The 14,473-nt window shown below is 61.5% G+C and carries 14 protein-coding genes; 5 read left to right on the forward strand and 9 right to left on the reverse strand.

Features of this window, described 5'->3' with window-relative positions:
* Window positions 1-118: 118 nt before the first annotated feature.
* Genes ATO7_RS00760 through ATO7_RS00770 form a run of 3 tightly spaced genes read left to right on the forward strand, consistent with a single transcriptional unit; the run spans window position 119 to window position 3,993 of the window.
* Window positions 119-1,033, forward strand: coding sequence for an AAA family ATPase (locus ATO7_RS00760; protein ID WP_083560947.1), 915 nt, complete (start codon window positions 119-121; stop codon window positions 1,031-1,033).
* Between the two features lie 15 nt (window positions 1,034-1,048).
* Entirely contained in the window at window positions 1,049-2,032 is a 984-nt protein-coding gene (locus tag ATO7_RS00765; protein ID WP_083559013.1) for a DUF58 domain-containing protein, read from the forward strand.
* On the forward strand, window positions 2,029-3,993 hold the full coding sequence (locus ATO7_RS00770; protein WP_158522972.1) for a transglutaminase TgpA family protein: 1,965 nt from the start codon (window positions 2,029-2,031) through the stop codon (window positions 3,991-3,993). The genes ATO7_RS00765 and ATO7_RS00770 overlap by 4 nt, the downstream gene beginning before the upstream one ends.
* 5 nt (window positions 3,994-3,998) lie before the next feature.
* Here the strand turns inward: ATO7_RS00770 and ATO7_RS00775 are convergent, their stop codons facing one another.
* The 7 genes from ATO7_RS00775 to ilvN form a co-directional block, all read right to left on the reverse strand.
* Complete coding sequence (locus ATO7_RS00775) at window positions 3,999-5,285, reverse strand: CmpA/NrtA family ABC transporter substrate-binding protein (RefSeq protein ID WP_083559015.1); 1,287 nt, start codon at window positions 5,283-5,285, stop codon at window positions 3,999-4,001.
* A gap of 51 nt (window positions 5,286-5,336) precedes the next feature.
* The gene (gene rimI, locus ATO7_RS00780) at window positions 5,337-5,813 is read right to left on the reverse strand and encodes a ribosomal protein S18-alanine N-acetyltransferase (RefSeq protein ID WP_240499401.1); all 477 of its coding nucleotides are present in this window, start codon (window positions 5,811-5,813) and stop codon (window positions 5,337-5,339) included.
* Window positions 5,810-6,616 (reverse strand): uracil-DNA glycosylase, encoded by an 807-nt coding sequence (locus tag ATO7_RS00785; protein ID WP_083559016.1) that lies wholly within the window; start codon window positions 6,614-6,616, stop codon window positions 5,810-5,812. The genes rimI and ATO7_RS00785 overlap by 4 nt, the downstream gene beginning before the upstream one ends.
* 6 nt (window positions 6,617-6,622) lie before the next feature.
* Window positions 6,623-7,408, reverse strand: coding sequence for a CDP-diacylglycerol--serine O-phosphatidyltransferase (gene pssA, locus ATO7_RS00790; RefSeq protein WP_083559017.1), 786 nt, complete (start codon window positions 7,406-7,408; stop codon window positions 6,623-6,625).
* 1 nt (window position 7,409) lies between these two features.
* Entirely contained in the window at window positions 7,410-8,054 is a 645-nt protein-coding gene (locus ATO7_RS00795; protein ID WP_146680091.1) for a phosphatidylserine decarboxylase, read from the reverse strand.
* Window positions 8,055-8,142: 88 nt separating this feature from the next.
* Window positions 8,143-9,156 carry a ketol-acid reductoisomerase gene (ilvC, locus tag ATO7_RS00800; protein ID WP_206044819.1) on the reverse strand — a complete coding sequence of 338 codons (1,014 nt, stop codon included), beginning with the start codon at window positions 9,154-9,156 and terminating at the stop codon, window positions 8,143-8,145.
* 11 nt (window positions 9,157-9,167) lie between these two features.
* Window positions 9,168-9,668, reverse strand: a complete 501-nt coding sequence (gene ilvN, locus ATO7_RS00805; protein ID WP_083559020.1) for an acetolactate synthase small subunit — start codon at window positions 9,666-9,668, stop codon at window positions 9,168-9,170.
* A 172-nt stretch (window positions 9,669-9,840) separates the two neighbouring features.
* On the opposite strand from ilvN, the gene ilvB reads away from it, so the two are divergent.
* Window positions 9,841-11,706, forward strand: a complete 1,866-nt coding sequence (ilvB, locus tag ATO7_RS00810) for a biosynthetic-type acetolactate synthase large subunit (RefSeq protein WP_240499402.1) — start codon at window positions 9,841-9,843, stop codon at window positions 11,704-11,706.
* Between the two features lie 23 nt (window positions 11,707-11,729).
* Window positions 11,730-12,632, forward strand: coding sequence for a phospholipase A (locus tag ATO7_RS00815; protein WP_206044749.1), 903 nt, complete (start codon window positions 11,730-11,732; stop codon window positions 12,630-12,632).
* Between the two features lie 14 nt (window positions 12,633-12,646).
* Here ATO7_RS00815 and tadA read toward each other — a convergent pair whose 3' ends face one another.
* Complete coding sequence (gene tadA / locus ATO7_RS00820; protein ID WP_083559022.1) at window positions 12,647-13,117, reverse strand: tRNA adenosine(34) deaminase TadA; 471 nt, start codon at window positions 13,115-13,117, stop codon at window positions 12,647-12,649.
* Between the two features lie 287 nt (window positions 13,118-13,404).
* Window positions 13,405-14,334: a sterol desaturase family protein gene (locus ATO7_RS00825; protein ID WP_083559023.1), complete on the reverse strand. Its 930-nt coding sequence runs from the start codon at window positions 14,332-14,334 to the stop codon at window positions 13,405-13,407.
* Between the last annotated feature and the right edge of the window lie 139 nt (window positions 14,335-14,473).

Genomic DNA, 14,473 nt, shown 5'->3' on the forward strand with positions numbered 1-14,473 from the left:
TTGTGTAGGTCTTATGCAGTGATCATGCCACTGGCGGCACCCCGACGCGAGCCGCAGCGTGGACAAGCCTGCCCGGCCACCGCACAATCGGGCGCTGACCCACAGCCTGCCGAGCCGCATGAGCGACCGCATCGCGTCGATACTGACCTCCGCCAGCGAAATCATCCTGGGCAAACCGGATGTCCTCAAACTGTCCTTGAGCTGCCTGCTGGCACAAGGCCACCTGCTAATCGAAGATGTGCCCGGCGTGGGCAAGACCACGCTGGCGCAGACCCTGGCCCACCTACTCGGCCTGCAATACCGCCGCATCCAGTTCACCAGCGATTTGCTGCCGGCCGACATTGGCGGCGTGTCGGTGTTCGACAAGGACAGCGGCCAGTTCCGTTTCCAGCCCGGCCCGGTGTTCTGCCAGGTGCTGCTGGCCGATGAAATCAACCGCGCCAGCCCGAAAACCCAAAGTGCGCTGCTCGAGGCCATGGAAGAAGGCCAGGTCACAAGCGATGGCGAGACACGCAAGCTGCCGCAGCCGTTTTTTGTCATCGCCACGCAGAATCCGCTGGATCAGATCGGCACCTTTGCGCTGCCCGAATCGCAGCTCGACCGCTTCCTGATGCGTTTGTCGCTGGGCTACCCCTCGCATCAGGCTGAAAAAGAGTTGCTGCTCGGCCAGTCACGCCGCGAACTGTTGCTGCAGCAGGGCAACGTGCTCAGCGATGGCGATGTACTGGATCTGCAGTCTCAGGTCGGCGGCATCACCGCCAGCCCGGCACTGATCGACTACATCCTGGCCCTGGTCAATGCCAGCCGCAGTCATGCGCGTGTCGCACTGGGCCTGTCACCGCGCTCCGGCCTGGCCCTTAAGCGCGCAGCCCAGGCCTGGGCCCTGATCGATGGGCGCAAAGCGGTGGTGCCGGAAGACGTTCAGGCGGTGTTTCCGCACGTCGCTGGTCATCGCCTGCAGCTCAACAGCGGCGACGACAGCGGCGTCGCGACGCTGATCAAGGAGCTGCTCGCCGACGTCGCCATCCCCTGACCCAGCGCCGATCAGGTGTCCCTGTTCCAACGTCTCAACCAGCGCTTCGAAAGCTGGGTGGTGTCGCGACACAAGCCGCAAGCGCCACCGGTTACCATTCGGCGCGGGCGCTGCTACATCCTGCCGACCCGGCCGGGATACGTGTTTGCCTTGATGCTGCTGGCCATGCTGCTCGGCGCCATGAACTACAGCAATTCACTGGCCTTTGCGCTGACCTTTCTGCTCGGCGGCATGGGTATGGTCGCCATGCACCACACCAATGCCAATCTGCTCAAGCTGAACGTGCATGTGCCGCGCATACCCTCGGTGCACGCGGGTGATCCGGTGTGGGTGCCGGTGCAATTCAGTCACAGCACGCAGAAAACCCGCTACAGCGTGCTCTGCGGCCTCAAGCGATCGGCGCTGTCCGCAGACTCTGCAGTGGACTGCGAAGCGGACGAGAACGTGCTGAGCGGGTTCGAGATTCCCGCGCAGCCGCGCGGCGTTTACCGCGTCCCGCGCTTCACCGTGGCCACCGAATTCCCCCTGGGCCTGTTCCAGGCCTGGAGCTGGATCACCCTGAGCAGCGAGTACCTGGTTTACCCCAAACCCGCCGCCCACACACGCCCGATACCGCCGGTTGCCGGGGAACGCGGCAAACGTTCCGGTGCGCAACGCGGGCGCGATGATTTTTCCCATCTGCGTGACTACCAGTACGGCGATGCGCCACGCACCATTCACTGGAAACGCTACGGCCATACCGGGCGCCTGACGGTCAAGACCTTTGCCGATCCGATGGATGAATCGCTATGGCTGGATTGGGCCAGCTTGCCTGACCTGATCGATCCGGAGCAGCGACTATCGCAGCTGTGTCGCTGGGTCCTGGATGCCGAAGCCGGGTATCAGGCATACGGCCTGCGTCTGCCGGGCGTCGAGCTCAAACCCTCGCGCGGCGCCGCCCATCGGCAGCAATGCTTGGAACAGCTGGCCCGTTTCGGCACGCCCGGAGGCACCACATGAGTGCCGTTCACGATCATCTGTCGGCGGCCAAGGTCTACCGCGTCCTGGCGGTGCTGTTCCTGATCGCCGCGCCCCATCTACCGCGCCTGCCGCTGTGGGCCAGCGCCCTGGTCATCGCCATGGGCATCTGGCGCGCGCTGGCCGCCCAACGGACTTGGCCAATGCCCGGTGCGCTGCTGCGCAACCTGCTGGCGGGCCTGGCTCTGGTCGGCATCTGGACCCAGTACCAGACCCTCAATGGCCATCACGCCGGGGTCGCGCTGCTGGTTGTGATGCTGGGCATGAAACTGACCGAGATGACCACGCGGCGTGATTATCTGGTGGTGATCTATCTCAGCTATTTCCTGCTCATCACCCATTTCCTGTTCAGTCAGGAAATGATCATGCTGTTGCTGATGTTTGCCGGCGCGCTGGCGATTACCAGCGTGCTCATCGAGGTCAACCACCCGCAGGGCATCCTGCCGCTGAAACGCAACCTGCGATTGTCAGGCACGCTGATGCTGCAGGCCGTGCCACTGATGCTGATTTTCTTCGTCCTGTTTCCGCGTATTCCCGGGCCACTCTGGGGCATTCCCACCGATGCCGGCGCAGGCATGACAGGCCTGAGCGACTCGATGGAGCCGGGCATGATCAGCGAACTGGGCATGTCGGACGCGGTGGCCTTCCGGGTCCGTTTTGACGCCGAGGCACCACCACGCAGCGAACTGTACTGGCGTGGCCCGGTGTTCGAGTACTTCAACGGGCGCAGCTGGTTGCCAGGGCCAGGAAACGATCTACCCATCCGCGCACAAGTTGAATTCGAAGGTCCTCCCACCGTTTACGAAATGCAGCTGGAGCCGCATGGCAAACGTTGGCTGCTGGCGCTGGACCTGCCGCAAGGCCCGTTGCCCGAAGGCGCCACCATGGGCCGCGACCTGGTGCTGCGCCACAAATGGGATGTGATCGACAAGAAACTGTACAGACTGGCCTCGGGCACACGTTACAACGTGGGCAGCGAAGCCAGCGAGCGCTATCGGCAACATCTGCTGTCCCTGCCCCAGGCCTCCAACCCGCAAACCCACGAGATGGTGCTGAGCTGGAAAGCGCAGGATGATGCGCCCCAGGCGATCATCGCCACTGCCCTGCAACACTTCGCCAACCAGCCTTTCCATTACACCCTGCGTCCGCCGTTGCTGATGAACCAACACAGCATCGATCAATTCGTGTTCGAGACCCGCCGCGGCTTTTGCGAACACTACGCCAGCGCCTTTACCTTCATGATGCGCGCAGCGGGTATTCCGGCCCGGGTTGTCACCGGCTATCAAGGCGCCGAACGCAATGGCGATTACTACATCGTGCGCCAGTCGGATGCTCACGCCTGGAGCGAAGTGTGGCTGGAGGGTCGCGGCTGGGTCCGCATCGACCCCACCGCTGCGGTTGCACCGGAACGCGTTGAACTGGGCCTGGGCGGCGCACTACCGGCCAGCGAACCGATTCCAGGATTGGCGCGCCTAGGTCGCGGTACGCTGGTGCAACTGCAGCTACGCTGGGACCAGGTCAACGCCGCCTGGAACCGCTGGGTTCTGGCCTACGGCCCGGAACTGCAGCAGAACATCATGTCGGCATTGGGCATGCCAGGCTTGCGCGCTTTGCTTATCACGCTCACCGTGCTCACGCTGTCCAGCCTGCTGATTATCAATCTGATTGTCGCCCGCGCCCATCAAAGCGAGCTGGAGCGCGATCCGGTGCAACGCATCTGGCGACGCTTCCTGGGCAAACTCAAACGCGCGGGACTGGCGCCACAACTGCACGAAGGCCCAATTGACCTGAGCCAGCGCGTGGCCCGCGAGCGACCGCAACTGGCCGACGATGCGCAACGCATCAGCCAGCTGTACGTGCACCTGCGCTACGCCAGCCGACAAACTGACCCGGTTCTACTCAAACGTTTCCGCCAACGCGTCCGACAATTTCGGTCACGCTGACGCGCTCAGCGTATCGCCCACATCGCGTCCAGCGGCGCGCGGATGTGGCTGATATCCAGACCGTTGAGATATTTCATGGTCTGACGCGGGCGGTAACTGCGCCCGTCGAAGAACAGGTCCGCACCCATCAGCAGCTTGTGCGATGCCTCATCCAGCTCCCAGTCCTGATCGTGCTCGCCTTCGTTTTTGTAGCCGATATTGGGATACGCCACATTCAACTCCCGCGCCGCTTCACGATAAAGCTTGGGCAGATAAACATCCTGTGCGGCACGCTTGAAATCCAGCACCTCGGAGAAATCGCCCCAACGAATGATCTGCCCCAGGTACCAAACGGCCTGCGAATACCAGGGAAAATTCGCCGCACCGAACTGAAAAACCAGATCGCGCGGCTGGGCGCCAGCCAAGGTATCAATGCCTTTGGTCAGCACCTCCAGGGCCTGCACCGGCACGTTGAGCGCGTCTCGCGCGCTGAGCAGCGGCAGCGCATCCTGGCGATGGTTCTCCAGCCAGTCCGCGGCCTGCATCAGGGCACGAAGCAGTGCGCGATGGGTGCGTGGATGTTCGTGCAAAAAATCGTCCTGCACCGCCAGTACCTTGCCGAGACTGTGGTTCCAGAAGGCCTGCTTGCTGAACATCAGTGACACCAGACCTTGCGCCGCGGCCAGGGAGCCCCAGGGCTCATCCAGCCAGGCACCGTCATAATTGCCATCCCGTAAACTGCGCAGCACCCGCCCCGGCGTGATCGCAACCAGCTCGACGTGTTCCTGTGGATCGATCCCCACGCTGGCCAGGCAGTAGCGCAGGTCATAACTGCCATTGCTGTAGCGATCACTGACGGCAAAACGCAGACGCGGCATACCGGCCTGGCGGCGTTGCGCCACCAGCACGGCCAGCGCCTGCAGGGACTGCGCGGGTGTCACGCGCTGCTGTCCCAGGCCTGCATCCTGCAAAGCCTGCAACCAGCGCGCATGCAAGCCAAAGCTGGAACCGCCCAGCGACAGCACGAAGGCCGTGCGCAAAGCCTGAACCGGACCGCCGATGCCCAAGCTCGCACACAGTGGCACGGTGCCCGGCAGATGCGCGGCCTGCAATTCACCACCGGCCAATTTGTCGCGACTGCGCTGCCAGGAGGTCTGACGCGCGAGGCTGACCTCAAGACCCTGCTCGCGGAAAAACCCGCGGGCCTGGGCAACCAACAACACTGCCGCATCCGTAGTCGGCAGAAAGCCCAGGCGCAAAGGCGGATGTGTCGGCTTCCTGCGCCCGAGGAGGCCGCCCAAATTGATTTTCATGCCCTGCCTCCGGCGAAGCTGGTTCGCCGCGCGCCCCGCTGGCGTACTGCCTCAGTATGCCACAGGCGTTTTCAGCTCCCGACACAGCACCACGGCATCTTCGCGGCCATCATCATCCGGGTAATAGCCGCGGCGCACCCCGACCTCTTCAAAGCCGGCGGAGCGGTACAACTGGATCGCCGCGTGGTTGGACGCCCGAACCTCCAGAAACATGCGCTGTGCGGCCTCGCCTTCAGCGTGATCGACCAGCGTATTGAGCAGACAACGGCCCAACCCCATACCCTGAAAATGCGGGTGTGCGCAGACATTCAGAATGTGCCCCTCGCCCACCGCCAAGGTCATCACGGCGTGACCCGCAATATCGCCGTTTTCACTTTCAGCCACCCAGCTTGGGTAGCCGAACTGCAGGCAGTCCTCAAAAATGCCGCGGCTCCAGGGAAACGGATAGGCCGCCTGTTCATTGAACGTCACCGCATCCAGATCGTCGGCCTGCATAGCGCGCACCCGCCAGGCCACCGGCGCACTCAAGCGCTCACCGTGAGCAGGCTACGGGCGCGTTTCAGGTCGACCCAGGCCTTGGCCTTTTCGCGCGGGCTGCGCAGCAAATAGGCCGGGTGATAGGTCACCACCACCGGCAGGCGCGCATCTCCGAAATGCTGCGGCTTGCCACGCATGCGCCCGATCGGCTGTTCCGAACCCAACAAATTCTGCGCCGCGATGCGTCCGACCGCGATCAGCAAATCCGGCTGTACCAGGGCAATCTGGCGCTGCAGATAGGGCATGTCTTGCGCGACCTCGTCCGGACGAGGATCTCGATTGTTGGGCGGGCGGAACTTGCAGATATTGGCGATGTACACATCGCGCTGACGCGACAGACCGATTGCGGCCAACATCTGATCCAACAGCTGGCCGGCGCGCCCCACAAAAGGTTCGCCGCGACGATCCTCCTCCGCACCGGGCGCTTCCCCGATGACCATGACGCGGGCATCACGTGCACCCACGCCAAACACGGCCTGCTGGGCATCACCGCGTGACTGCGATTTGACGTAGGCCTCAAGGGCGGCCCAGTCCATGCGCGCAATGGCTGCGCGACGCGCCGCTGCGGCTTCCTCTTCATCACGTCGATCTGCGCTGAGCTGAGCCTCTGCTGGTGCCTGTGGGGGCGGCGTCGACGGCCGGGCCGGTGCTGTTTGTGCTGGCCGCGCCTCAGAAACGGGCACTGGAACCGATTCCGGGACGTCTGCAACAGACTCCACCTCGGCGGCGGACGCCGCGCGAGAGCGCCACAGGGTCAGGCCCAGCTCAGCCAGATGAGCGCGGGTATAGCTCATGGCGACCTACTCGTCTCCGGGCAGATCCTGATCTGACGGAATCGAACGTCGACGTCGCCAGCGGCTGAGCGCCAGAACAGGGCCGGACACGGTGTAGACCAGCGCAAACCCGAACAGCACGCGCGGCGGGTCCATGGCGATCAGCACGAACAGACTGACCATGATCAAGACATAGGCGAACGGCACCTTTTCCGACAACTTCAAATCCTTGAAGCTGCGATACGGCACGTTGCTGACCATCAGCAAAGCAGCCGCCAGTGTGATCACCAGTGCCGGCACGGCCATGACTTCACCGCTTAAGCCACTGGTCTCGCACACCCACACAAAACCCACCACCAAAGCCGCGGCGGTTGGGCTTGGCAGGCCGAAAAAGTAGCCCTTGTCACCGTCGGATGCGACATACACATTGAAGCGCGCCAGCCGCAGAGCGGTGCCCGCCACGTAGATGAAAGCGACCAGCCAGGCCACCTTGCCGCCCAGCCAGAAGGCGCCATCCAGCGTGTTCAGCGACCAGGTGTAAATCATCAGGGCCGCCGCCAGACCGAAGGTCACCAGGTCGGCCAGCGAGTCGTATTCCTTGCCGAAGTCGCTCTGGGTGTTGGTCAGGCGTGCGACCCGACCATCCAGCGCATCGGCAAACATGGCGGCGAAGACCGCCACAGCCGCGATCGAAAACCGGCCATTGATGGACGCCACGATGGCGTAGAAACCGCCGAACAATGTGGCGGTGGTGAACAAGTTGGGCAGCAGGTAGATCCCGCGGCGACGCTTGCTGACTTCAGGTTCAGCCATGTCAGGAACTCACATCCAGGTTGGAGGCGTTGTGCACCATTGTAGCCAGCACATCGCTGCCGGCACGAACCTTTTGCTGCAGCTTCACGTCGATACGGCTGTTGACCGGCACGTACAGATCCAGGCGTCGAGCCAGCCGGCGCATGCCACAACGGCGCCCCTGCCCGACCCGCTGACCGAATCCCGCGTTGCAGGGTCGTTGCCCCAGCAGACTGCCTTCGCTGACCACCATCACGATGTCATCGAACTCGTCAGTGCGTATCCAGCTGGCCTGTTCCGCATGATGCGCGCCGCGCGGGGTTTTGATTTCCATCAGCGTGCCCTCACACGGCGCTCGCAGATAGTAGACGCCGTAGCGGTTGATGCGGATGCTCAGGCGGATGGCTGCGCGATCCAGGTAGGGGTCATGGCACTCGCGGCGGTGAACAATGGTGCCATCCACCGGCACCACCAAACCCAGCGCCTGCGGCGGCACGATGCGGTCGGTATCGCGCGACAACAGTGCGACCAGGGCACAAAGGCCGCCGGCCACCACCCAGGGCCAGGCCGAGGTCATGCTCATCGACAGCAGCACCCCGATCAAAGCCAGCGGCATCAGCAAAACCCAGGCTTCTCTGGCCACATGCAAGAAGGTGCTGTATTTCATGGTGAGCGCGCGCCGAAACCCCGTAAACAAAAAATGGGCTGACAAGTCAGCCCATTTTCAACCTTTTTTGGCAAGCCGTGGGGACGTTTTAGTTCTTGTCCTTGTCGACCAGCTTGTTGGCGGCAATCCACGGCATCATCGAACGCAGCTTGCTGCCAACCTGCTCGATCTGATGCTCGGCAGCATGCCGACGCGAAGCCTTCAGGACCGGCTGGCCGGCCTGATTTTCGGCGATGAACTCACGTGCAAACTTGCCTTCCTGAATGTCGGTCAGGACGCGCTTCATTTCCGCCTTGGTTTCTTCGGTAATGATGCGCGGGCCGGTCTTGATGTCGCCGTATTCTGCGGTGTTGGAGATCGAGTAACGCATGTTGGCGATGCCGCCTTCGTACATGAGGTCAACGATCAGCTTGAGCTCATGCAGGCACTCGAAGTAGGCCATTTCCGGCGCATAACCGGCTTCGGTCAGGGTTTCGAAACCGGCCTGAACCAGCGCGCTGGCACCACCGCAAAGCACGGCCTGCTCGCCGAACAGATCGGTTTCAGTTTCTTCACGGAAGTTGGTTTCGATCACACCGGCACGGCCGCCACCGTTGGCCGAAGCGTAGGACAGCGCGATGTCGCGGGCCTGGCCGGAGGCATCCTGGTGCACAGCGATCAGGCTCGGCACGCCGCCGCCCTGGGTGTAAGTGGAACGCACCAGGTGGCCCGGACCTTTGGGCGCGACCATGATCACGTCCAGATCCGCACGCGGCTGGATCAGTTCGAAATGGATGTTGAAGCCGTGAGCGAACGCCAGGGTGGCGCCCTGCTTGAGGCTGGATTCGATCTGCTGATACAGCGCCAGCTGATGCTCGTCGGGGACCAAGATCATGACCAGATCGCCCTGCTTGACCGCCTCATCAACCGTCTTGACGCTCAGGCCAGCGGCTTCAGCCTTGGCCCACGAAGCCGAACCTTCGCGCAGACCAACGGTGACCGAGACTCCCGATTCTTTCAGATTGAGGGCATGGGCATGGCCCTGGGAGCCATAGCCAAGAATCACGACCTGGCGGCTCTGGATCAGTGAAAGGTCCGCGTCTTTGTCGTAATAGATATTCAAGCTCATGTGTCTTATCCGTGAAGTTTCAGGGTTTGGTTACCGCAGCCGATCGCGCTGACGCCGCTACGTACCAATTCGAGGATCTGACCACTACGGGTCATGTCTGCAACGAAATCATCCAGTTCCGAACTGGTTCCGGTGAATTCCAGGGTCAGGCTGTGGGGGATGTCATCAAGCACCTGGGCGCCATATTTGGCTGCACGCGCGGTGATCGACTCGACATCCTCCGCCGCCACATTCAATTTGAGCAGCAGAATTTCGCGCTCGATGTGGCCACCTTCGGTCCAGTCCGCCAAGTCGACCACATCGACCAGCTTCTGCAATTGCTTGTTGATCTGGGCGATAACCTCGTCAGACCCGGTCGTGGTCAGCGTCAGACGCGAAACCGACGGGGTTTGCGTCGGCGCTACGGTTAGCGACTCGATATTGTACCCACGCGCGGAAAACAGACCGGCTACGCGTGACAGCGCACCAGCTTCGTTGGCCAACAGAACAGAGATGATGTGTCGCATCGCAACAAGCGGCAAAAAAGGGGCGCGAACATACTGCTCAGCGCGGCGAAAATCAAGCTGGGCTCAGGCCTCAAAGCCGCCGGCTGGCCACCAACATGTGCAACGCGCAGTACAAAAGCCTTTATCTACATGTCGAAAATTCATTAGAATGCGCGGTTCTGTGCAGCGCAACATGAAAATCCCCATGACCGAAGATTTTGGCCCTGAAGCCGCCCCCAAGCACCCCCTGTCCGGAACCCGCATGACGGGTGCAGAGATTGTCGTACAGGTGCTTGCAGACGAAGGCGTCGACACGGTTTTCGGTTACAGCGGCGGCGCCATTCTGCCCAGCTACGACGCGATCTTCCGTTATAACAACGACAATCGCCAGGCCGATGGCAGCGACCCGATGCCGCTGATCGTGCCCGCCAATGAACAGGGCGCGGGCTTCATGGCCGCCGGCTACGCCCGCGCCAGTGGCAAGGTTGGTGTCGCCCTGGTGACCTCCGGCCCCGGCGCAACCAACACCGTGACCCCGGTGCGTGATTGCATGGCCGATTCCATTCCGATCGTCGTGATCTGTGGCCAGGTGCCGACCGGCGCCATCGGCACCGATGGCTTTCAGGAAGCGCCGGTGGCCAACATCATGGGCGCGGCCGCCAAACACGTGTTTCTGGTCACCGACCCGGCGCGCCTGGAAGAAACCATGCGCACGGCCTTTGAGATCGCCCGCACCGGTCGCCCCGGCCCGGTGGTGATCGACATCCCCAAGGACGTCCAGAACTGGGAAGGCGAATATCAGGGCTCCGGCTACCTGCCGGTGCCAGGTTACCGCCAGCGCATGCACGCGGTGTCGCGCAACAAGTTGTCGCAACTGGAGTGCGTGCGTTTCTTCGATATGCTGAAGGAATCGCGTCGACCGCTGATCTACGCCGGCGGCGGTGTCATCAATGGCGAAGCCTCGGCCGAGCTGGCCACCCTGGCGCGCGAGTTGAAGATCCCGGTGGTCACCACCCTGATGGGCCTGGGCGCCTTCGACACCACCGACGATCTGTGCATGCACATGCTGGGCATGCACGGCACGGCATACGCCAACTATGCGGTGGATGATTGTGACTTCCTGATTGCCCTGGGCGCCCGTTTCGACGATCGCGTGGCCGGCAACCCCAACGAATTTGCCGCCAACGCCCGCCACATTGCCCATTTCGACATCGACCACTCGGAGATCGACAAGGTCAAGGCCACCGACTGGCACCATGTCGGCATTCTCAAGAATGCCCTGCAGGCACTGATCGACTATGCGCGGAAAAATCCGTTGCCACATGACTTCACCGAGTGGGCGGATCACCTCAAAGCGCTCAAAGCCGCCCACCCCATGGCCTACAAGCCGGACGGTGACGACATACAGCCGCAGCATGTGATCGAGGAAATCAACAAAATCACCAAGGGCGAAGCCATTATCAGCACCGGCGTTGGCCAGCATCAGATGTGGGCGGCGCAGTTCTTTGATTTTTGCGAGCCGCGCCTGTGGCTGACCTCGGGCAGCATGGGCACGATGGGCTTCGGTCTCCCGGCCGCCATCGGCGCCCAGTTTGCCCAGCGCGAGCGCTTGGTTATCGACATCGACGGCGACGCGTCCATCCGCATGAACATCGGCGAGTTGGAAACCGCCACAACCTACGGCCTGCCGGTCAAGGTGGTGGTGCTCAACAACATCGGCGACGGCATGGTGCGGCAGTGGCAGAAGCTGTTCTTCAAGAGCCGCTTCTCCGCCACCGACAAGTCTCTGCATAAAAAAGACTTCATCAAGGCCGCCGAAGCCGACGGTTACGAATGGGCCAAACGGGTCGACAACAAGGCCGACCTGCCCGGCGTGATCGCCGACTTCCTGGCCTTCGAAGGCCCGGCGTTTCTTGAAGTCATGGTCGACCGTGATGCCGGCGTGTACCCGATGGTCGGGCCAGGCATGAGCTACCGCCAGATGATCACCGGCGATTACATTGCCAACCGCTACGACACGGCGGCCAGCGAAGAAACCGACGCCTCCGAGATGTTCTGATGCAACGCTTCGGCTTGTGCCTCATGGCAGCCGCGGGAGGCCTGATGCTTGCCAGCACGCACGCCTACGCAGCAACCAACACGACTGACGATGCCACAACAGTCGAACTGCAAGCCGAAGCTCTGCCCCAGGCTCAGCGCCGCGATCTTGAGCTGTCTGCGCGACGCAACCCCTACGCGATCTCACCGCACAAACCGAACTTTCTGCTGCCGCTGAGCTGGTCGCGGCGCACCCATGGCGCGCCCTTCAATATGGCCGACAGCGAACTGCAAAATTTCGAGGTCAAGTTCCAGCTCAGCTTCAAGGTGGCGATCTGGGAAGAACCGCTGTCACTGCCACTGGACCTGTATTTCGCCTACACCGGGCGCTCGTTCTGGCAGGCTTTCAATCGCGACAAATCCGCGCCTTTTCGCGACACCAATCACGAACCCGAAGCCTTCGTGTCGACCTTCGGCGATTGGCAGCTTGGTCCCCTGCGCGACGTTAACCTGCGCGCAGGATTCAGCCACCAGTCCAATGGACAACCGTTGCCGCTGTCACGCAGCTGGAACCGGATCTACACCGGCGTGGAAGCCCGCTGGCGGCGCTTCTTTCTCGACCTGGTGATATGGGACCGCCTGCCCGAAGATCCCAAAGACGGCCCGGATGACCCCAAAGGCGATGACAATCCCGACATCGAACGCTATGTCGGCAATGGGCAATTTTCAGTCGGCTGGGTGATCAACAACAAAACCGTGCGCGTGAGCCTGCGTAACAATCTGCGTGCGGACAATCGTGGCGCGCTGACCGCCGCCTTCACCTACCCGATCAACACACGCCTCAAAGGCTACGTCGAGTTCTTCAGCGGCTACGGCGAAACCCTGATTGACTACAACCACAGCAACGAAAGGTTGAGCTTCGGCATCGCCATCAGCGATTGGCCATAGCGCCCGACCACCATTCAGGTTTTCGTTTTAACCCGGCGCGCGCGGAAAAACTCGCGCAGCAAGCTTGCGCACTCACCCTCAAGCACACCCGGCGTCAATCTCACCGCATGATTCAAGCGTGGCGCACTGAGCACGTCATACACCGAACCGGCTGCGCCTGCCTTGGGGTCCGGGGCACCATAGACCACCCGTGCAACCCGCGACTGCACAATGGCGCCGGCACACATCACGCACGGCTCCAGCGTAACGTACAAGGTCAATCCGGGCAGTCGATAATTCCCGAGCACTTGGCCGGCAGCACGCAGGGCAACGATCTCGGCATGCGCCGTGCAATCGTGGGCACTGATCGGCTGATTGTGACCCTGAGCCACCAGCTGCTCGTCGGCCACCAGCAAGGCCCCGACCGGAACCTCACCCAGCGCCTGGGCAGCGCGGGCCTGCTCCAGCGCCTGTGCCATCCAGTATTGATCCTGCTCAATGCTCATATCTCGACATAAATCCGTTTGCTGCGCTCTAAACGCGTGATCTTCGATACACCGGCGCACCCCGCCGTGGCCGCCAATCAGATGAAACCACCAGCACTGGATGCAGCGCCGTTAAACCGTGCCCAACGACCAAAGCGCGATGACGAACCAAACGAGCAGGATGCTCCAGTAGGCACATGGCTCGCTCACGCGCGAGTACCGCCGATGCAGCCAAGTACGCCCTGTAAGCAAATCGAAGCTTAGCCAAATCAGCAGTCCAACACCGACCACTGGCCATATGTTGCCACTCATGATTGCCCCCTTCCCGTAAGGCCCTTTGATTGAGCGGCTTGTTGCAATCGCAGCGCACGAACAGCAGACCATTCAGGTGGCATGCAGATGTGACCGACGCCCTCAGCAAAGCTTTTTGAAGCTGCAATGTTAACCAGCATGCGCCAAACGCCATGCAAGAACACGACAAACGGGTTTATGGATTCGATCGGGTCGGTCAAGCCATAGATGACCTTCTCCTTCTCGGCTTCAAAACTACCAAAAAACCGGTCCCAAATGATCAGCATGCCGCCGTAGTTTTTGTCGATGTATTGAGCATTGCTCCCGTGATGCACCCGATGGTGGGACGGCGTGTTGAAGACTGCCTCAACCCAGCGGGGCAATTTTCTGACCAGTTCCGTGTGCAGTGCAGTTTGATAGAGCTGCACCAAGGTCTCAGCGAGCAGAATCATCCATGGATTAAACCCCAGCATTGCCATCGGAAGATGGAAAATCAGCGGCAAAATTCCGTCCAGTGGCCCGAAGCGATAAGCCACCGAAATATTGAAGTACGGCGAACTGTGGTGAACCGTGTGCGAGGCCCAACCCAAGCTCACGCGGTGCATAAAACGGTGCTCCCAGTAGTAAATGAAATCTGCCAACAACACCGCCAACACCAACACCCAAAGTGTGTTTGGGAGCTGGATGACGCTTGCGTATTCATAAAACCAGTACAGCGCACCGATATAGACGCCGAAAAACAGCAGGGCTATACCGATAAACGCACCGAGCGTGACAAAGTTGGTCAGCGCATCCCCAACGATCTTCCAACGAATACTTTTGCTCCGAACCTGGCTGCATAGCTCCAACGCCAAAATCCCCAGCGCGGCGTAAAAGAACCATTCACCGATCCATTCTTCCAGCGCATACAACTGCTCTTCGCTAAACCGCGTAATCAGCCAATCCATCTCTACTTCACCTACTCGCCGGAGCAGAACTGCGTGATGCAGTGACCGCTCGCAGGCAGCCCGTCCACAAGCCAACGGCGCGTTTTCTACACAAGGTTTCGGACTCTGAGCGACTCCACCAAGTGCCCCGCACAGGCGC

Origin of the sequence: Oceanococcus atlanticus, from assembly GCF_002088235.1 — a bacterium.
In the GTDB taxonomy this organism is placed as follows: Bacteria; Pseudomonadota; Gammaproteobacteria; order Nevskiales; family Oceanococcaceae; genus Oceanococcus; species Oceanococcus atlanticus.